General features: G+C 73.8%; 17 protein-coding genes and 2 pseudogenes. 6 read left to right on the top strand and 13 right to left on the bottom strand.

Going from position 1 to position 17,813, the window contains the following annotated elements:
* Positions 1–48: 48 nt before the first annotated feature.
* Positions 49–1,863: a SpoIIE family protein phosphatase gene (locus AC0B61_RS26675; RefSeq protein ID WP_471743346.1), complete on the top strand. Its 1,815-nt coding sequence runs from the start codon at positions 49–51 to the stop codon at positions 1,861–1,863.
* Positions 1,864–1,931: 68 nt separating this feature from the next.
* Here the strand turns inward: AC0B61_RS26675 and AC0B61_RS26670 are convergent, their stop codons facing one another.
* Positions 1,932–3,164, bottom strand: coding sequence for a trans-sulfuration enzyme family protein (locus tag AC0B61_RS26670; RefSeq protein WP_471743345.1), 1,233 nt, complete (start codon positions 3,162–3,164; stop codon positions 1,932–1,934).
* Positions 3,165–3,274: 110 nt separating this feature from the next.
* Complete coding sequence (locus tag AC0B61_RS26665; RefSeq protein ID WP_471743343.1) at positions 3,275–3,661, bottom strand: hypothetical protein; 387 nt, start codon at positions 3,659–3,661, stop codon at positions 3,275–3,277.
* 224 nt (positions 3,662–3,885) lie between these two features.
* Here AC0B61_RS26665 and AC0B61_RS26660 point away from each other — a divergent pair, with 224 nt between their 5' ends.
* Complete coding sequence (locus tag AC0B61_RS26660) at positions 3,886–5,625, top strand: LCP family protein (protein WP_471743341.1); 1,740 nt, start codon at positions 3,886–3,888, stop codon at positions 5,623–5,625.
* A gap of 99 nt (positions 5,626–5,724) precedes the next feature.
* Here the strand turns inward: AC0B61_RS26660 and AC0B61_RS26655 are convergent, their stop codons facing one another.
* From AC0B61_RS26655 to AC0B61_RS26645, 3 genes are all read right to left on the bottom strand, one after another.
* Positions 5,725–6,009, bottom strand: coding sequence for a hypothetical protein (locus AC0B61_RS26655; protein WP_471743339.1), 285 nt, complete (start codon positions 6,007–6,009; stop codon positions 5,725–5,727).
* 206 nt (positions 6,010–6,215) lie between these two features.
* Entirely contained in the window at positions 6,216–7,205 is a 990-nt protein-coding gene (gene lepB / locus AC0B61_RS26650) for a signal peptidase I (protein WP_471743337.1), read from the bottom strand.
* A gap of 63 nt (positions 7,206–7,268) precedes the next feature.
* Positions 7,269–7,865, bottom strand: coding sequence for a helix-turn-helix domain-containing protein (locus tag AC0B61_RS26645; protein ID WP_471743335.1), 597 nt, complete (start codon positions 7,863–7,865; stop codon positions 7,269–7,271).
* Between the two features lie 100 nt (positions 7,866–7,965).
* On the opposite strand from AC0B61_RS26645, the gene AC0B61_RS26640 reads away from it, so the two are divergent.
* A complete protein-coding gene (locus AC0B61_RS26640) occupies positions 7,966–8,316 on the top strand; it encodes a hypothetical protein (RefSeq protein WP_471743333.1) in 351 nt (116 codons plus the stop codon).
* Positions 8,317–8,490: 174 nt separating this feature from the next.
* On the top strand, positions 8,491–9,825 hold the full coding sequence (locus AC0B61_RS26635) for an NAD(P)/FAD-dependent oxidoreductase (protein ID WP_471743331.1): 1,335 nt from the start codon (positions 8,491–8,493) through the stop codon (positions 9,823–9,825).
* A gap of 34 nt (positions 9,826–9,859) precedes the next feature.
* Here the strand turns inward: AC0B61_RS26635 and AC0B61_RS26630 are convergent, their stop codons facing one another.
* Positions 9,860–10,780, bottom strand: a complete 921-nt coding sequence (locus AC0B61_RS26630; protein WP_471743329.1) for an ATP-grasp domain-containing protein — start codon at positions 10,778–10,780, stop codon at positions 9,860–9,862.
* 349 nt (positions 10,781–11,129) lie between these two features.
* Between AC0B61_RS26630 and AC0B61_RS26625 the strand changes: the two are divergent.
* Positions 11,130–11,723: pseudogene (locus tag AC0B61_RS26625) on the top strand (ATP-binding cassette domain-containing protein); the annotation flags it as partial.
* A 79-nt stretch (positions 11,724–11,802) separates the two neighbouring features.
* Here AC0B61_RS26625 and AC0B61_RS26620 read toward each other — a convergent pair.
* The 5 genes from AC0B61_RS26620 to AC0B61_RS26600 all read right to left on the bottom strand — a co-directional run bounded on the left by AC0B61_RS26620 (position 11,803) and on the right by AC0B61_RS26600 (position 15,916).
* A complete protein-coding gene (locus tag AC0B61_RS26620; protein WP_471743327.1) occupies positions 11,803–12,306 on the bottom strand; it encodes a hypothetical protein in 504 nt (167 codons plus the stop codon).
* Positions 12,306–12,695 carry a hypothetical protein gene (locus AC0B61_RS26615; protein ID WP_471743326.1) on the bottom strand — a complete coding sequence of 130 codons (390 nt, stop codon included), beginning with the start codon at positions 12,693–12,695 and terminating at the stop codon, positions 12,306–12,308. The genes AC0B61_RS26620 and AC0B61_RS26615 overlap by 1 nt, the downstream gene beginning before the upstream one ends.
* The gene (locus AC0B61_RS26610) at positions 12,692–14,287 is read right to left on the bottom strand and encodes a hypothetical protein (protein WP_471743324.1); all 1,596 of its coding nucleotides are present in this window, start codon (positions 14,285–14,287) and stop codon (positions 12,692–12,694) included. Before AC0B61_RS26610 ends, AC0B61_RS26615 begins: the two co-directional genes overlap by 4 nt.
* Entirely contained in the window at positions 14,284–14,598 is a 315-nt protein-coding gene (locus tag AC0B61_RS26605) for a hypothetical protein (protein ID WP_471743322.1), read from the bottom strand. Before AC0B61_RS26605 ends, AC0B61_RS26610 begins: the two co-directional genes overlap by 4 nt.
* A gap of 547 nt (positions 14,599–15,145) precedes the next feature.
* Positions 15,146–15,916 carry a class I SAM-dependent methyltransferase gene (locus tag AC0B61_RS26600; RefSeq protein WP_471743320.1) on the bottom strand — a complete coding sequence of 257 codons (771 nt, stop codon included), beginning with the start codon at positions 15,914–15,916 and terminating at the stop codon, positions 15,146–15,148.
* A 254-nt stretch (positions 15,917–16,170) separates the two neighbouring features.
* On the opposite strand from AC0B61_RS26600, the gene AC0B61_RS26595 reads away from it, so the two are divergent.
* Positions 16,171–16,944: a class I SAM-dependent methyltransferase gene (locus AC0B61_RS26595; RefSeq protein WP_471743319.1), complete on the top strand. Its 774-nt coding sequence runs from the start codon at positions 16,171–16,173 to the stop codon at positions 16,942–16,944.
* A 36-nt stretch (positions 16,945–16,980) separates the two neighbouring features.
* Here the strand turns inward: AC0B61_RS26595 and AC0B61_RS26590 are convergent, their stop codons facing one another.
* Together AC0B61_RS26590 and AC0B61_RS26585 are read right to left on the bottom strand one after the other, a co-directional pair.
* A complete protein-coding gene (locus AC0B61_RS26590; RefSeq protein WP_471743317.1) occupies positions 16,981–17,292 on the bottom strand; it encodes a glycosyltransferase in 312 nt (103 codons plus the stop codon).
* 227 nt (positions 17,293–17,519) lie between these two features.
* Positions 17,520–17,696 (bottom strand): annotated as a pseudogene (locus AC0B61_RS26585) (MerR family transcriptional regulator); the annotation flags it as partial.
* Between the last annotated feature and the right edge of the window lie 117 nt (positions 17,697–17,813).

Below are 17,813 nucleotides of genomic sequence, written 5' to 3'. Positions count from 1 at the left end.
TTCGTCCGCTTGTGGGCGTGCCGCGCCCCGACGCGTGATCATGGGCGTATGCACTTCCGGCACGGCAACGGAGCAGAGGGCCCGCGGCCCGCGACCCCGGGCACCCGGTCGCTGGCGGCGACGGCGGCTGCTCTCGCCGCGAGGTTCGGCGCGATCACCGGCGGCCACCACGGGGATGACCACGGCAGTGACCACGGCGGTGACCACGGCAGCGACCAGGGCGACGCCGACCGGGGCGACGATTCCGATCTGCTCCGCGCGGTCCTCGCCGCCGCCCCGGTCGGCGTCGCCGTGCTCGACGGGGAGCTTCGCTGGCAGTACGTGAACCCCGCCTTCGTCACCGCCACCGGCCTGCGTCGCGCCGACCTGCTCGGCCGCCCGGTCGAGGCCACCGCCTTCGCCGGGGCCGCCGCCGTCCTGCGCCGGCTGTTGGCCGACGGGCACGACCGCGAGCAGACCACCGATGGCCTGGGCGGCCCGGGCGGCGCGGGCCACCCCGTCCCGCCCGGTCTGCGGGTGCGCTACCGGCCGCTGCGGCACGCCGACCGCACCACCGGTGTGATCGTCGTCGTCCTGGACGACCCCGACCCGGCGCGCGAGCAGTTCCACGAGCTCGAACGGGCCCGGGCCCGGCTCGCCCTGCTCGACGCCGCCACCGAGCGGATCGGGACCACCCTCGACATCGGCACCACCTGCGCCGAACTCGCCGCCTTCGCCGTGCCCGGCCTCGCCGACGTCGCCACCGTCGACGTCCTGCCGCCCGAGGCCGAACCCGCCCGGCCCGGGCACGGCGCGCCCCAGCGCCTGCACCGCGCAGCCGCCCGGTCCGTCCCCGCCCTGACCGCCGCCCTGGTTGACCTGCCCCGGCCGGGCGAATCGATTCGGCACCGGGAGGGCTCGGCCGCCGCCCGCAGCCTCACCGGCGGCATCGCCGTGCTCACCGAGCCCGGTCCCGGGGACAGTTGCCCCGCCGGCACCGCCTCACTGCTCGTCCTGCCGCTCGCCGCCCGCGGCCGCCTGGTCGGCCTGCTCACCCTCGGTCGCACCGCCGCCACCCCGCCCTTCACCGCCGACGAGGCCGCCCTGCTCGGCGACCTCGCCGCCCGGGCCGCCGCCGCCGTCGACCACTCCCGCCGCTACACCCGCTCCCAGGGCATCGCCCTGGAGCTCCAACGGGCCCTGCTCAGCGAACCCGGCAACCCGCACCAGAACCTCGCCCTCGCCTCCCGTTACCTGCCCTCCGGCAGCAGCACGGTGGTCGGCGGCGACTGGTACGAGACGGTCAGGCTGCCGTTCGGCCGCACCCTGCTCGCGATGGGCGACGTCATGGGGCACGGCGTCGAGGCCGCCGTCGACATGAGCCACTACCGCTCCGCCCTGCGCGACACCGCCGGGATGGACCTGCCCCCGCACCGGATCCTGCGCCAGCTCGACACCGTCATCTCCGCGGACGACTCCGCCCGCCCCGCGACCTGCCTGCTGGCCCTCGCAGACCCGGGCCGTGGCCGGTGGACCCTCTCCAGCGCGGGCCACCTGCCGCCCGCCCTGATCGCTCCCGACCGCCCGACCGAACTGCTCCGCGTCCCCACCGGCCCGCCGCTCGGCACCGGCCTCGGCGGCTACGAGCAGACCACCCACCCGCTCACCCCCGGCCAGACCCTGCTGCTCTACACGGACGGCCTGGTCGAACGCCGGGGCGAGGACATCGACGTCTCCCTGGCGCGCCTCGCCGCGCTCCGGCTGCCCGCCACCGGTGACCTCGACGACCTGCTGGACGCCGTCCTCCACGCCCTCGCCCCACCCCCGGCGCCCACCGCCGAGGACGACATCGCCGTCCTCGCCGCCCGGGCCAAGCCGCGCTGACGGGCCTCCGTCGTCGCCGCCGCTGTCACCGCCGTCGCCGCTGTCACCGCCGCCGTCGTCGCCGAGGCTCAGAGCTTCGCCAGCGCCTGCTCGACGTCCGCCCAGATGTCCTCCGGATGCTCGATCCCGACCGACATCCGCACCAACCCGGCGCCGATCCCGGCCGCCGCCAACTCCTCGTCCGACAGCTGCCGGTGGGACGTACTCGCCGGGTGCAGCACCAGGCTGTGCACCCCGCCCAGCGACGGCGCCAGCGACGCGAGGCGGACGGACTCGGTGAAGGCCCGGGCCGCCTCGCGCCCGCCGGCGAGGTCGAAGGCGAGCACGCCGCCGTGGCCGTCGGGGAGGAGGCGGCGGGCCCGCTCGTGGTCGGGGTGGGAGGGCAGGCCCGGGTAGTGGACGGCGGTGACCGCGGGGTGGGCGGCGAGGCGGCCGGCCAGGTCGAGGGCGGTGTCGCAGTGCCGGCGGACCCGCAGGGCGAGGGTCTGCAGGCCGCGCACGGTCAGCCAGGCGGCGAACGGGTCGACCGAGGCGCCGAGTTCGAGGGAGTACCGCCAGACCTCGCGGTGCAGCTCCTGGTCGGCGAAGACGGCGATCCCGACGAGGACGTCCGAGTGGCCGCCCAGGTACTTGGTCGCGGAGTGGATGACGATGTCCGCGCCGTGCTCGATCGGGCGGCACAGCAGCGGGGTCGCGAAGGTGTTGTCGACCACGCTCACCACGCCCGCCCGCCAGCCGACGGCGATCAGGCCGGGCAGGTCGGTGACCCGGGTGACCGGGTTGGAGACGGTCTCCAGGTACAGCACCCGGGTCTCCGGCCGCAGTGCGGCCTCGACCTCGGCCGGGTCGTCGCCGCCCACGTAGGTGACCTCGACGCCCCGCCGCTCGGCGAGGTCGGCCAGCAGGCCGACGGTGCCGCCGTACAGGCTCCGCTGGGCGATCACGTGGTCGCCGGCGCGCAGCAGGGCGAGCAGCACGGTGTTGATCGCGCCCATGCCGGAGGCGGTGGCGACGGCGCCGGTGCCGCCTTCGAGGTCGGCGACGGCGTCCTCCAGCGAGCGGACGGTCGGGTTTCCGTAGCGGTTGTAGAAGTACGCACCGTCCGGTCCCTCGAACGCCCGTGAGAGGGCGTCACTGGTGTCGAAGGCGAAGAGGTGGCTCTGGTACAGCGGTACGCCCAGCAGCCGGCTGCCGACGGCCTCGGCGAGCGGCGGGTGGACGATCCGGCTCTCGGGGCGCAGCCGGTCCGGGCTCTCGGAGTGCCGGCGGTCCGGGGTCTCGGGGCGGTGGAAGTCGCTCATGCCGCCCATCTTCCGGGCGGTCAGACCACCCTGACCAGGGCCAATCACCTCCGAGTGGCCCGCTCCGGGCGGCCGTTCGGGCGCCGCCCGGGGCGTCGGGCCCCGCTCGCCTACCGGCGGCGGCTGAAGATCCGCTTCGCGGCGTAGACGATCCCGACGATCAGCAGCACGAAGAAGAGGATGATCAGGATGACCACGACCAGCAGGAACTTGCCGAGCTTGGCGAAGAAGCCCTTCTTCTTCCCGTCCTTGGCCGCGAGTTGCGCGGCGTCGGCGGTCGAGGGGGCACTCGACGCGGCGACCGACGCGGGGGCCGCCCCTGCTGCGAGGCGGTCGGCGGTGTTCGCGGTAGTCGCGGTAGTCGCGGAGGCCGGGGCGGCCGCGACGGTTCGGGGTGCGGCCACCGCCGTCGCGCTCGACGCCGCGGCGGTCAGGCCGACGGCGGCCAGCAGGGCCACCAGGGCGCCGGCTATCGAACGTGCGATCCGGTGAGTCATCGTGCTCCTCGTGCGGGTTTCAGGGCGGCGCGGACGGGCGAGGTCAAAGCAATTTCTCATGGTCTGACCAGCCGGTTTTCTCATCTGCGCCTAGTATGCTCCACTGAAGTTCTACAGCGGTGTAAAAGTTTAGCGACGGGCCTCGCCCGGATCGGCTCCGGCCCCGGGCCTCGCCAGCCCACCGCTTCGGCGGGGGCTCCGTGGCAACTGTGGAGGATGACGACGTGTCTGGCCGCAAGGGTTCCCCCGAAGCCGGGATTTCGCCGCACCGGGCCGGCGGACGTCGGGCGGCAGGCCGACAGAGCATCCCGGAACAGGGCATAGCGGGCGAACCGGCCACCGGAGACGCCAACGGCGCCAAGGATGCCACGGGCACCAGGAGTGCCAGAGGGGCCCATGGCGGCAGGGGTGCCAGGGGCGCGAAGGCCACAGCGGACGGCCGCCCGGCCGGCCGGGCCAAGAAGAAGCCCAAGCGCAGCACCAAGCAGAAAGTGCTCTGGGTGACCGCCGGCTGCACCTCGCTCCTGCTCCTCGCCGGCGGCGCCCTCTACTACCGCCTGAACAGCAACATCAGCACCTTCGACCGCGACGCCGTCAGCAAGGACCGCCCCGACGCAGCCGCCCCGGACGCCCAGGGCCGCACCCCGGTCAACGTCCTGCTGATCGGCTCGGACAGCCGCGGCAACGGCAACAGCGACCTGGGCGGCGGCGGGGACGGCGGCGCCCGCTCGGACACCGCGATCCTGCTGCACGTGTACGCCGACCACAAACACGCCGTCGGCATCTCCATCCCCCGCGACTCCCTGGTCAACATCCCGCCCTGCAAGCTCCCCAACGGCACCTGGACCAAGCCGCAGACCAACGTGATGTTCAACAGCGCCTTCTCCGTGGGCAACACCGAACAGGGCAACCCGGCGTGCACCCAGAACGCCGTCGAGAAGCTGACCAATCTGCGCGTCGACCACACCATGGTGGTCGACTTCAACGGCTTCGCCTCGATGACCACGGCGGTCGGCGGCGTCGAGGTCTGCCTGCCGAACGAGATCCACGAGGGAGACCTCAACCCGAACCTGGGCCACAAGGGCAAACTCATCTTCGCCAAGGGCAAGCAGAAGGTCCAGGGCCAGGCCGCGCTCGACTACGTCCGGGTGCGCCACGGCATCGGCGACGGCTCCGACATCGGCCGCACCAAGCGCCAGCAGGCCTTCCTCTCCTCTCTCATCAAGGAGGTCAAGTCCCGCGGCATGGACCCGACCACCCTGCTGCCCCTCGCCGACGCGGCCACCAAGTCACTGACCGTCGACCCCGACCTCGGCTCGGCGGCCAAACTGCTCGACTTCGCCATGTCCATCAAGGACGTGGACCTGCACGACGTCAAGTTCCTGACCGCACCCTGGCGTTACGACGGGCCGCGGGTCGCCCTGGTCCACCCGGACGTGGACCAGCTCTGGGCCGCGCTCAAGGCCGACCGCACCATCGACGGCCAGGACGCCAGCGCCCCGGGCGACACCGGCTCCGCCGCCCCCACCGCCGAGGCCACGCCCGCCCCGACCACCGCGCCGGACGCCAAGGCCGCCGGGGTCAAGGTCTCGGTGCTCAACGGCACCGGCGAGAACGGGCTCGGCGGCAAGGCCGCGGAGGCTGTCAAGGGCGCCGGCTACACCGTCACCACCGTCGGCAACGCGACCGGAAAGCCCCGCAGTACCACCGTCGTCGAGTACGGCACGGGCGAGCGCGGCTCCGCCGAGGCGGTCGCCAAGCTGTTCCCGGGGGCGACCGTCCAGCCCGGCGGCCGGGGCCTCGCCGTCGTCCTCGGCCACGACTTCGCGGCCGCCAACCCGGCGACCGCCACCACCCCCGCGCCCGGCGGCGCAGCCACCGCCCCCGCCCCGCTGCCCACCAGCGTCAGCGGCGCCGCCCGCTCGGCGGACGACGACCCCTGCGCCAACGTCTCGTACGGCTGAGCGGGAGCAGGCCACACGCGCGCGAGCCGAGCCACCTGCGGCTCCAGGCGGGACGGCGGCGGGCAGCAGGCGGATTCGGAGCGGGTTCGACGGGGCCGCTCAGAGCCCGGAGACGGGGAGCAGGAGCATCCGTGCCGGGTCGAAGCGCTCCCAGCGGGCGGGCTGCCCGCTGCGGCCGATCCGCAGCCGGCACCATCGCTGACCGGCGGCGTCCTGCCACCAGCCGCTGATCCGGCCGAGGGCCCAGGCGCCGTCGCCGAGGTCCACCTCGACCGGCTGGTAGACCCACCGGACGTCCAGGTCCACCGGCACCACCGGCATCGCCGGGTCCGCCGGGTCCGCACGCTCCTCGGCGCCCCGGGGACCGCACTGACTCTCCATCACGGCTCCGCCTCCCGGTCCGGCCCCCGGCCGCGGCCGCCCGGTCGGGACGGCCGCAAGGGCCAGGGTGCAGCTCGTCCCCGGGACTCTACAGGCGTGTAGAGACGGGCGGGAGGAGTTCCGCCGAAGCCGGCCGACCCGATCCGCTCAGGCCGCGCTCCCCGGGCTGAGCCGCGGGCCCGCCGGGCTCGGCCACGGACCCGCCGCGCTCAACGGCCCTTGCGCGCCCACCTCCTGCGCACCGCCGCCCCATCCGCCGACCGCCCCCGCCACAGCGCGACCGGCACGACCCCGGCCAGCGCGAGCACATCCGGCACCGACGGCGCTTCGGACGGCGCACCGGCCGCACCGGCCGGCACCTTGTCGAAGGTGTCCGGGACGGGCAGGGTGGACCAGTCCGACAGCGGCCAGGCCACCACGAACGCCCGGCCGACCACGTTGTCCACCGGCACGAAGCCGTCGCCGGCCTGGTTGTGGTGCCAGCGGGAGTCCCGCGAGTTGTTGCGGTGGTCACCCATCACCCAGAGCTTGCCCTTGGGCACGGTGACGGTGCCGACCGGGTCGTCGTCGCACGGCTTCGAGCCGGGGAACAGGTACGGCTCGTCCAGCGCGACGCCGTTCACCCTGAGCGGGCTGCCCGCCTCGCACTCGACGGTGTCCCCGCCGACCGCGATCACCCGCTTGATCAGGTCCTTCTCATCCGCCGAAGGCATCAGGCCGACGGTGCTGAGCGCCTTCTGGACGGTGCCCATGAAGGAGTCGTCGTAGCTCGTCGGCACGCCCTCCAGCCAGCCGCCCGGGTCGCGGAAGACCACCACCTCCCCGCGCTCGGGCTCCGCGCCGAACCACGGGGTGAACTTGTCGACCAGCACCCGGTCGCCGATCGCCAGGGTCTGCTCCATCGAGCCGGAGGGGATGGAGAAGGCTTGCACGAAGAAGGTCTTGATGCCGAGCGAGAGCAGCAGCGCGACCACGAGCAGGATCGGCAGCTCCTGCCAGAACGGGCGCTTCTTCCGCGGGCGCTTCGTCTCCGCACCGGCCTCCGCGGCCGATTCCGCACGCGGCTCCGCGGCCGACTCCCCGCCCGGCTCCGCACCCGGCTCCGGACCCGGTTCGCCCTCCGCCCGGCCGCCTCCGGCGCGCCCTCGTTCCCCTGCTCCGCCGCTCTCGCCGGACTCTGCGCTCTGCTGCACACTCATGAACTCGGCCCCTCCCGACCGCCCGACGGGAGCCCCATGGAAGACCCCCTGTCAGGAACGAACCTACCGAACAGAGGTTCCCGGGCGCGCCCGGACGTGCATGCGCTCGCCCTGCGGCCCGAACAGGCTCAGGAACTCGACCGGGTGCGGACCGACGTTGCCGAACGCGTGCGGAGTACGGGTGTCGAACTCGGCGGCCTCACCCGCCGTCAGCACCAGGTCGCGCGCACCGAGCACCAGGCGCAGGCGGCCGGACAGCACGTACAGCCACTCGTAGCCCTCGTGCACCTTCAACTCCAGCTGCGGCTCGGTGTTCCGGCCCGGCGGGACGATGTGCTTGAAGGCGTGCATTCCGCCGAGGTGGCGGGTGAGCGGAATGATCGTCTGACCGTTCCTGGACACCGGACGCGGGTGGATCCGGGGGTCGCCGGTGGCCGGTGCCCCGACCAGCTCGTCCAACGGCACCCGGTACTCGCGGGCCAGCGGGAGCAGCAGCTCCAGCGTCGGCTTGCGCTGCCCGGACTCCAGCCGGGACAGGGTGCTGAGCGAGATCCCCGTCGCGGCGGCCAGTTTGGCGAGCGTGGTGCCGCGCTCCCGGCGCAGGGCCCGCAGCCGGGGGCCCACCGTGGTGAGGACGTTCTCGAACTCTTCGTCGGCCATGCCTGCCATTTGCCGGTACGGCAACGGCCGTTGTCAATCCGGCACGCGGGTGAGGGCGGCTGGTCCGCTGAGGGCCGTCGCCGAGCCCTATCCTCGCGTCATGCTTATCCAACTCACCCGGGACAGCGTCGCGGCCGGGGACGACGCCGACGCCCCGCACGGCGCGGCAGTCACCCTCCCGGACGACCTCGACCTCCCGGCGGCCCTCACCGCCCTCGGCCTCCCCCGGCCCCGGCTACCGCTGATCGGCGGCGGCCGGGCCACCTGGGTGGTGCGCGACGCCGGCGGCACCGCGCTCGCCGTCCTCGCCCAGCAGTGGCCGCATCCGCGCCCGCTCCCGGCCGGCCGCGTCCCGCTCGCCGCGCTGGCCGGACCGGACGGCACCGTCCGGCTGCACGTCGAGTACCGGCGCCAGTCAGACCCGGACGTCGAGTACGAGCAGCTCGGTTAAGCAGCTCGGCCAAGCAACCCGGCAAGGCCAGCCGCCGCCCCCGGTCCACCGCGCGGGCGTCTCCCCGGCCGAATCCGGTCAGGCCCGGCCGGTTCTCAACGGCCGCCCCGCGCAGGGGTGTTCGTCCGGCCGAAGCGATTACGCAGCACCCCCCGCGCCACTACGCTACGTGTCATGACTTCTTCGGACAGGGCCCCGGGGCGGGGCACCGCGGTGGTGATCGGCGGCGGGCTGGCCGGGCTGGCGGCGGCGTGGGCGCTGCGCGGCTACGCCGAGCGGATCCTCGTGGTGGAGCGGGACCACTACCCGGCGCAGGCGGCGTTCCGGGCCGGTGTGCCGCAGGGGCGGCACGCGCACCTGGTGCTGGAGGCCGGGCACCGGGCGCTGGAGGAGATGATGCCCGGGATCAAGCAGGAACTGGCGGCCGCGGGCGCGCTCCGGGTGGCCGCCTCGGAGGTCAGGTGGCTCAGCTCCGCCGGGTGGATGGCCGAGTACCCCGCCCGGATCGCCTTCCTCTCCTGCACCCGGCCGGTGCTGGACCAGCTCGTCCTGGACCGGGTCCGCACCGAGGCCTCGATCGAGTTCCTGGCGGGCACCGACGTGGTCGGCCTGCTCGGCTCGGCCGGGGCCGTGACCGGCGTGCAGGTCCGGGAGCGGGGCCCTGAGCGCGGCGAAGTCCGCGACGTCGCGGCCGAGTTGGTGGTGGACGCGGCGGGCCGCTCGACCTCCGTGCCGAAGTGGCTGACGGAGCTCGGCTGTCGCCCGGTGCCCGAGGAGCGGGTGGACGCGGGCGTCGCGTACTCCTCCCGGCTGTTCCACCGCCCCGCCGGGGCCGACCTCGGCGGCCAGGCCGTCTACCTGCAGACCAGGGCCCCGGACGCGCCGCGGATGGGCGTGCTGCTGCCGGTCGAGGGCGACCGCTGGATCGTCAGCCTCGCCGGGATGCGCGGCTCCGAACCCGGGCCCGGCGAGGAGGGGTTCACCAGGCACCTGGCCGGACTGCGCGATCCGCTCCTGCGCGACGCCCTGCGGGACGCCGAACCGGCGGGCGAGATCCGCGGCTTCCTCCCTGGCCCGGGCGTGCGCCGGCACTACGAACGCGACTGCCCGGACGGCCTGGTGGTGGTCGGCGACGCCGCGAGCACCTTCAACCCGGTGTACGGCCAGGGGGTCACCGTCGCCCTGTTCTGCGCCCAGGCGCTGCGCCGCACCGCACTGCGGCACGGCGGCATCGGGCACGCCGCGGCCCGGGACGCACGGCGTGCCATCGCGACGGCGTCCAGGAACCCGTGGATGGTGTCCTGCGCCGAGGACGCCCGCTTCGGCACCACCACCGGCGCACCCTCCGGCGCCCTGCTCAGGCTCCAGCACCGCTTCCTCGACAAGGTGCTGGCGGGTGCCACCCGCGACCCGGTGGTCACGGAGGCGTTCCACAAGGTGCTGTCGCTGGTCGAGCCGCCGTCGCTGCTGTTCCGTCCGTCGGTGCTCGCGGCCGTGCTCCGAACCTGAGTCGGGTGGACGGCGGCCCTGCCCCCGGCCGGCGTTACCGCGCGAGGTGCGCGGCGACGTACGGCAGCGCCACCTGCTCCAGGGCGCGCCGGCCGAAGGCGGGGTGGACGTTGACCTCGAAGACCACGCCGCCGCTCTCGGCGGCGAGGTCCACGCCCGCGAGGTCGAGCCCCAGGGAGGCGGTGGCGGAGACAGCCAATTCGGCTATACCGTCGGGCAGTTCACCGACATCCAGGACGGTGGACACGGCGCCGCGGCTCTCGTTGCAGGGCGCGTCCGGATCCGCCTGGACGTGCTCGACCGCGCGGACCACGCGGCCGTGCAGCACCACCACCCGGTACTGGTGGCGACGGCCGTCCGGAAGGAAGTTCCGGGCGTCGCGGGCGAGCAGCCAGTCCGCGCCCGTCTGCGCGTAGTGGCTGGCGGCGGCGGCGAGTTGGTCGTGGGTGGTGACGTGGAAGACGTCGTCGCCGCCCATTCCGACACAGGGCCGGGCCCAGACGTCTCCGCCGAGCCCCTCGAAGGCCTCGGCGGCGGCCTCCGGGCTCGGCCGGGAGAGCGCGACGCTCGGCATGTGCGGAACGCCGTCCCGGACGAAGCTGGCGACGGTGGCGTCCTTCTCGGTGGCCGCCCGCCACGCCGCGGTGTCGGTGCCGAGCGAGCGGGCGCCGCACCCGCGCAACTGCCGCTGGCAGTCCTCGAACGCGCGACGCCGGTGCGGCGGGATCTCGTAGACGACCACCGCGTCGGCGGTCACGGCCCGGCCGTCCGCCACCAGCCGCAGCCCGCCGGCGTCGTCGGCCTCGATCCGGCCGCTGCCGCCGGTCATGAAGTGCCGGGCGTCCATGTGGACGGACTCCCGGCCGGTCAGCTTCCGCGCGGCGGTGGCGAGCACGTCCCGGCTGCCTTCGGTCGAACTGTGATCGGTCAGGAGTACGAGATCGTGTCGGCCCATCCGGCCATCGAAGCGGCTGCCATGCGGCAGCGACAAGACGGCCCCGCAAGCCATCCGTCGGGCGCCGTGGCCGAAACCGCTCCGCGGACGGGCCGGCGGCACGTCGCGAAAGGCGCCTGAACACCGGGCTCGCCCGGCAAGCCCGGGCCCACCGGAAGCCCGGACTCACCGGAAGCCCGGGTTCGCCGGAAAACCTGATGCGCCCGTTCCGGAGTGCCCGCTACCCTGGCCGCATGTCTACGCCCCGAATCTCCTAGCTGACGGACCCGCCTCCACGCCACCCGTGTGTCCGTCAGCTGTTTCGGAGCGTTATCCCATGATCACCACCCGTGGTGTCGACGTGCGCGTTGGCGCCCGTCTGCTGCTGTCCGACGTCACCCTGCACATCGCCCCCGGCGACCGGATCGGCCTGGTCGGCCGCAACGGCGCCGGCAAGACCACCCTGCTGCGGCTCCTCGCCGGGCACGAGACCCCCGGCTCCGGCCGGGTCGTCCCCGGCCCGGGGCTGCGGCTCGGCTACTTCGCCCAGGAGCACGACACCCTCGACCCGGCCCGCAGTGTCCGGGACAACCTCGCCCAGGCCGCCCCCGGCCTCGGCGGCGGCGAACTCCGGCACGTGCTCGGCGCGTTCCTCTTCCGCGGCGACGACGCCGACAAGCCCGCCGGCGTCCTCTCCGGCGGCGAGAAGACCCGCCTCGCCCTGGCCGGCCTGGTCCACTCCGGTGCCAACGTCCTGCTCCTGGACGAACCCACCAACAACCTGGACCCGGCCTCCCGCACCGAGGTCCTCGGCGCGGTCGGCACCTACCCGGGCGCGATCGTGATGGTCACGCACGACCCGGGCGCCATCGAAGCCCTCCGCCCGGACCGCGTCCTCCTCCTGCCGGACGGCGACGAGGACCTCTGGCACGACTCCTACCTGGACCTGGTCAGCCAGGCGTAGCCGTGACCGGGGCGTCCCCCCTGACGGGCCGCCGCGCGCACGACACCGGAGGGCGTGCCGTCGAGGTTCCCTGCGGTGTTCAGCGGACGGTGACCTGGATGCTCTTGGAGATGTCGCACCGGTCGCCCTCGTACTTCGGTACGCCGGCGCGGCAGCCCCCCTCCCCGAACAACCACGTCAGTGTGGTGGTTCCGGGCGCCAGGGCGCTGAAGGTCAGGTCGAACTCGGAGCCGCAGCCTGCTGCGGGCGGGTCCGTGGGGCAGGGGCTGATGACGAAGTCCTTGCCGGGCCGCAGCACGCTGCCGTCACCCGCCGAGTCGAGGTACCAGTTCTTCGGCCGGGCGCCCCCGGTCGTTCTGACGCCGAGCTGCTGTCCGACCGTCAGGGTCACCGTGCTGGGCGGGTACGGGGAGGTGGCGTTCCACGCTTCGGCGGGGAGGGGGACCTCCACCTGTGGTCGGGTGGCGGTGGCGGCCGCGGTGCCGGGCGGGCCGGAGTCGGACCACCAGCCGTCGAGGTAGGAGCCGAGCAGCAGGGCGGCGGCCGCGAGTGCCACCCCGGCGGTGATGACGACTCGGCGCATCAGTTGCCCTCTTCCCGGACTCGGCGACGCATGGTGATCAGGAGCGCGACCTCGGCCAGCCAGCGGGCGAACAGGACCTCGCGCCCGAGGTCCGCCCCGCCGGCCGCGGCCGCGCGCAGCCAGCCGCGGACCAGCTCGCCCGGTTCCCGGCCGATCACCGGCTCGGGCAGGCCGAGCGCGCCGGCGAAGCCGCCGGCGCGGACGTACTGGGCCAGGACGCCCAGCGGGTCGGGGCCGATGTGCAGGGCCTCGGCCTGGTAGGAGGCGGCGATCGCCGCCTCGCCGAAGAGCACCCGGCGCGGGACTCCGCCGATCAGCAGGCCGCGGGTGATGGCGGCCTCGACGTCGTAGCCGGTCATCAGTTCGGTGTCCGGAAGGATGTCGGTCATTTCGGCAGCTCCACGCCGTAGGGCCGGTTGATGTTCGCCGAGTCGGTGAGGCCACCGTCGTTCAGGTGGTTGTGGATGAACTGGTCCTCGGTCACCCACACCGACTGGCCCCACGGGTTGTAGACCTGCAACCGGTCGCCGTCCCGGGCCACGACCACCATCTGGTGGTAGCTGCCGTCCTTGCCGGCCGCCTTGCTGGCCTCGTCGAAGGCGCAGAACGGCACCGGCTTGCCCTCGTCCAGGGCCTTCTCCATCCGGGTGACGGCCGCGCGCCGGTCGTCGTCGGTGTCCAGGTTGACGTACTCGTAGGTCGAGCCCGTGGCCTTCCCGAGGTTCTGGTCGGCGAGGAACGTGTTGCCCTTCGGGCCGATCCCACCGCCGTTCTCCGGGTAGACCTTCGGGCTGCCGTCGGCCAGCTGACCCTGCTGGTACTGGCCGATGAAGAGCTGCTGGAGGCGCTGCTTGAAGTACTCGGGCGAGTCGGCTCCCGGGACGTCGGTCATGTTGCCGGTGGTGAGCTGGAGCATCGTCACCGGGTCGAGTTTGAGGCTCGCGACCACCGTGGAGGCGGCGACGCAGTCGCCGATGTTGCGCTGGCTGTAGACGTCGTAGCCGTCGATGATCTGGGCGCCCTTGTAGTTCAGCTTTATCGCCTGGGCGGTGGACTCCTCCTGCAGGGCGTCCGAACCGAGCGCCGGGACCAGGTGCTCGGACAGCCACCGCGGGTCGTCGCCGTGCGGGTGGATCAGCGCGGCGAACTGCTGGACGTCGGCCACCGGGTGACCGGCCGCCAGGGCCTTCCAGAGGTAGGCGGCCTCCTCCGGTGACTTGGCGTCGGACAGGAGCTTCTGGAAGGCGAGCTGGTCGGTGCCGTTCATCACGGACATGAACTGCTTGGCGCGGTCGAGTTGGCCGTCCGTCAGGATGTAGTCGCCGTCCGCACCGCCGCCGGGCCCCTTCTCGTTCGCCAGCACCAGCGCCGCGAGAGGATCGATCGGCCCCTGTCCGGCGCGTTCGGTGCGGGCCCTGGCGGCGAGCTGGTTGAGCATGCTCGCGGCGTGGGTGCCGCTGCTCTCCGCCCGCTGGGCGGCCGAGATCCTGGTTCCCACGGCAGCGTTGGCGGGTTCGATGGCGGCGATGGCCTTGCCGGTGTCGAAGGCGTCCTGGGCGAGTGACTTCTGCACGCCTTCCAGGGCGGTCACGCCCTGCGCGTCGGTGCTCTGGGCTCCTTCCAGGCTGTCCGCCCAGGCGTCCAGTTCGGTGGCGGCCTGCTCCAGGGACTTCTGGGAGACGGTCAGTTCGTTCGCCAGCGCCCGGATGGACTGGGTGGCGTTCTCGGCGACCGAGCCGGTCCAGGCGTTCGGCAGCCGGTTGTCGACGACCTCCTTGAGGTCGGTGGACGCCTTGGCGTAGGCCTTGGCGGTTTCCGCGTACGCCGTGGCCCGCTCGCGGATCAGGCACGGGTTCCCGGCCGGCCCGGCCACGGCCAGGGCCTGGTCGATCGCCTTGAGCAGTGCGAGTCCGACGAAGAAGCCGGAGCCGGGGTGGGTGACGGCCTGCTGCGCCTTCTGCAGGTCCGCGACCTTGCTCATCGGGCCTGCACCGGGATCAGCGACGCCGCGAGCATCGCTTCTGTGGCGCGGTAGTTGGCGCTGGTGGCCGACATCTTCACGACCAGTTCCGCCACCGCGCTCTGGGTGACGTGCAGTTCCTGGTCCCAGTTGGTGTCGAAGCCCGCCCACGCCTGGTCCACGCCGAACTCGCCGAAGTCGGCGGACTGGTAGAGCTTCTGCGCGGTGTAGGCCTGGTTGGCCGTGGCCAGGTCGGTTGCGACGTTGTTGAGTGCCGTAATCACCTGGTCCAGCGCGTCGGGCTGGACGGTGTACCCCACCGGGTCGGGCATCGGCTGCTCCCCCAAGAAGCTCCATGGCTCGCCGTGATCGAGCACGGTCGATGAGCATAGACGCCGCGGACGGGATTTCGGTTGCGGGGGCAGTCCGGGAAGCGGTCCTTCTGTCGGTGCTCCCGGCCTGCGGCCACTCCGAGCCGGACCAGGAGCACCGGGTGGCCGGGTGGACCGTCGTGGTCGTCGCGCGCGCCTGGCACAACGAGCCCGATCGGCCGTCCCCAAAAGGGGGTTGAGGGCCCATCAGCCCCTGGTGCCCCTTGCGCGCAGGCTGCCCATGACACTCGGCAACTGACCGAGGCCAGCTCCCTGCAGACCAGCTTCGTGATCGACGACACCGCCGTCACCGTCTCCTGACCGAACCAGCGTCCGGGGCCGCAGCGCGTACGCTGCGGCCCCGTCCGCGTTCGGAGCCTGATCAGCCCGCGTTCGCAGGCCCGGACGAGGTCGCGGGGGGACGCCACGGCGAGTGGATGTCCCAGACGCCCGGTCCGACTTCGCGCGGGTAGCCGGCCCTCGGCGAGGGCACACCGGATCGGTCGATCTACTTGCGCGCCTCGATCAGGAACCGCGCCGAATGGGCCACGAACGGCCCCTCGGCGCGGATCCGCTCGTCGAGCTCGCGCAGCCGGTCCAGGTGGGCGGCCACGGTGAAGCCGGGAACCATCCAGATCACCTTGCGCAGGAAGTACACCACCGCGCCGATGTCCCGGAACTCCATCCGCAGCCGCTCCGAGCGCAGGTCCTGCACCTCCAGCCCCGCCTCCCGGGCCTCGGCACTCTCGGCTTCGGGGCGGCGGCTCTCCCGCGCCTCCGGCTGCGGACCGAGGAAGTACTCCACCAGCTCGAAGACGGACGCCGGGCCGACGTGCTGGGCGACGTAGCTGCCGCCGGGCCGCAGCACCCGGGCGATCTCCGTCCACCAGGCGCGTACCGGGTGCCGACTGCCCACCAGGTCGAAGGCCTCGTCGGCGAAGGGCAGCGGCGGCTCGTCCGGGTCCGAGACGACCACCGCGCCCAGCGGGTTCAGCAGCCGCGTGGCACGGGCCAGGTTCGGCGGCCAGGACTCGGTGGCCGCCACGACGGTCGGCCGGCCTCCGTGCTGCTCGGCGAGCCGCAGGGCCCCGGCGAGCACCTCGCCGCCGCCGGTCTGGACGTCCAGGGCCGCCGTCGCCGTGCGCAGCCGCTCGGACAGCAGCCGCTGGTAGCCCCAGGAGGGACGTTCCTCGGTCGCCCGGCCGTCCAGCCAGGAGAAGTCCCAGCCGTCCACGGACACGGCCCCGGCCTCGGCGATCAGCTCTTCGAAGGTGCGCATGCCCGCATCATCCCGGCGAGCGCTCCATGCGGCCACCCGGTTCCCCGGCCGGGCGTACGGCCGTCGGGTCACTCGGTTCGGTCCGGCACCCGTTCCACGCCCGCTCCCCTCGTCGGCGCCGAAAACCGGTACTGCGAGCCGGTGTGCCTGGGCGAGGATATCGCTCTGACGAACGGGCAGGTCGCCGCGTCGCCCCCGTCAGCGCCCACGCGCCCGCCGCTCCTCCCACCCCTGCCTGCGGAGGCTCCGACGCCATGACCCAGTCCCCCCTCGGCCGTTTCTACGACGACTTCGCCCACGACTACCACCTGCTCTACGCCGACTGGGACGCCTCGCTCGCCCGCCAGGGCGCCGCGCTGGACGCCCTGATCCGTGCGCGACTCGGCGACCGCCCCGCCGAGGTGCTGGACTGCGCCTGCGGCATCGGCACCCAGGCGATCGGCCTGGCCGCGCTCGGCCACCGCGTCACCGGCACCGACCTCAGCCCGGTCTCCGTCGCCCGCGCCACCGCCGAGGCCGCCGCACGCGGGCTCCGGCTGCCCACGGCGGTCGCCGACATGCGCGGACTGCCGTTCGCCGACGGGCGGTTCGACGTCGTCGTCTGTGCCGACAACGCCCTCCCCCACCTGCTCTCGACCGCGGACGTCCGCGCCGCGCTCGGCGAGATGCGCCGGGTCCTGCGCCCGGGCGGACTGCTGCTGGTCTCCACCCGCCCGTACGACGAGTTGCGTCGCGCCAGGTCGACCTCCACCCCGCCGCAGACGGCCGAGCACGGCGGCGCACGATCGGTGGTCTTCCAGCTCTGGCAGTGGCACGAGGACGGCGAGCGGTACGACCTGGAGCTGTTCCGGCTGCTGCGGGACGCCACCGGGCAGTGGCAGGTCGCGGTCCGCCGTTCCACCTACTGGGCGCTGACCCGAGGCCAGTTGAGCGGCCTCGCCGCCGAGGCGGGCCTCGCCGACACCGGCTGGGCGCAGCCCGGCGAGACCGGCTTCTTCCAGCCCGTCCTGATCGCCCGGGCGCCCTGAACCCCCGGCGGCGACCCCGACCGTCCGCCGCCCTCCCTACCGACTCCCTCCCGCAGCCGCCACCGCCTCCGCGACCCGCGCCGCGCCGTCCTCGTCCGCCATCGCGCGGACCGCCGCCTCCGCGTGCGCCCGCAGGGACCGGTCCTCGACCGCCCGACGGATGGCCTCCGCCAGCCGGTCCGCCGTCAGGTCCGCGAACCCGACCGGTGTGGTCGCCGCGCCGGTGCGGGCGAGCCGGTCGGCCCAGAACGGCTGGTCCGCCATCACGGGGACCGCCACGCCCGGGACACCCGCACGCAGATTCGCGGCCGACGTTCCGGCGCCGGCATGGTGGACGACGGCCGCCATGCGGGGAAGAGGTGCGCGTGCGGCACCTCGCCGACGCTCAGCACGTCGTCCCCCTCCCCGGCGATCCCGGCCCCGTCGGCGAGCCCGTCGCCCAGTCCCTCGATGAACGCGGCGGCCCGTTTGAGGAGTTCGGAACGGCCGCCCGCCGAACCGGCGGGTGCCCCGCGCGGGTCCACGGGAAGCGGGCGCAAGCCGAGGCCGCTGCCGGCCACCAGCGCACGGAAGGTGCCGAGTTCCCGGCAGAAGAGGATCTGCTGGAGCCTGGCGAGGTCCGCGCCGTTGTAGAGCCGGTAGCCGGCCGGGCTGCGTTCACTGGGCGACAGCAGCCCGGACCGGTCGTAGTAGTGCAGGGTCCGGATCGTGACCCCGGCGAATCCGGAGACCTGTCCCACCGACCAGCTCATGAGTACCTCCCGTGCATCCGTGCGTTCCTGCATCCGCGCGTTCGTGCGTTCGCTTCGCCCCACCGTGCGGCCTGACGTGGGGTAAGGGTCAACATCACCACACGCCGCGCGCCGGCC

The sequence above is a fragment of the Kitasatospora sp. NPDC023385 genome (assembly GCF_055664045.1).
The sequence above is the reverse complement of the archived record's forward strand: the minus strand, read 5'-3'. Positions and strand labels throughout refer to the sequence as shown.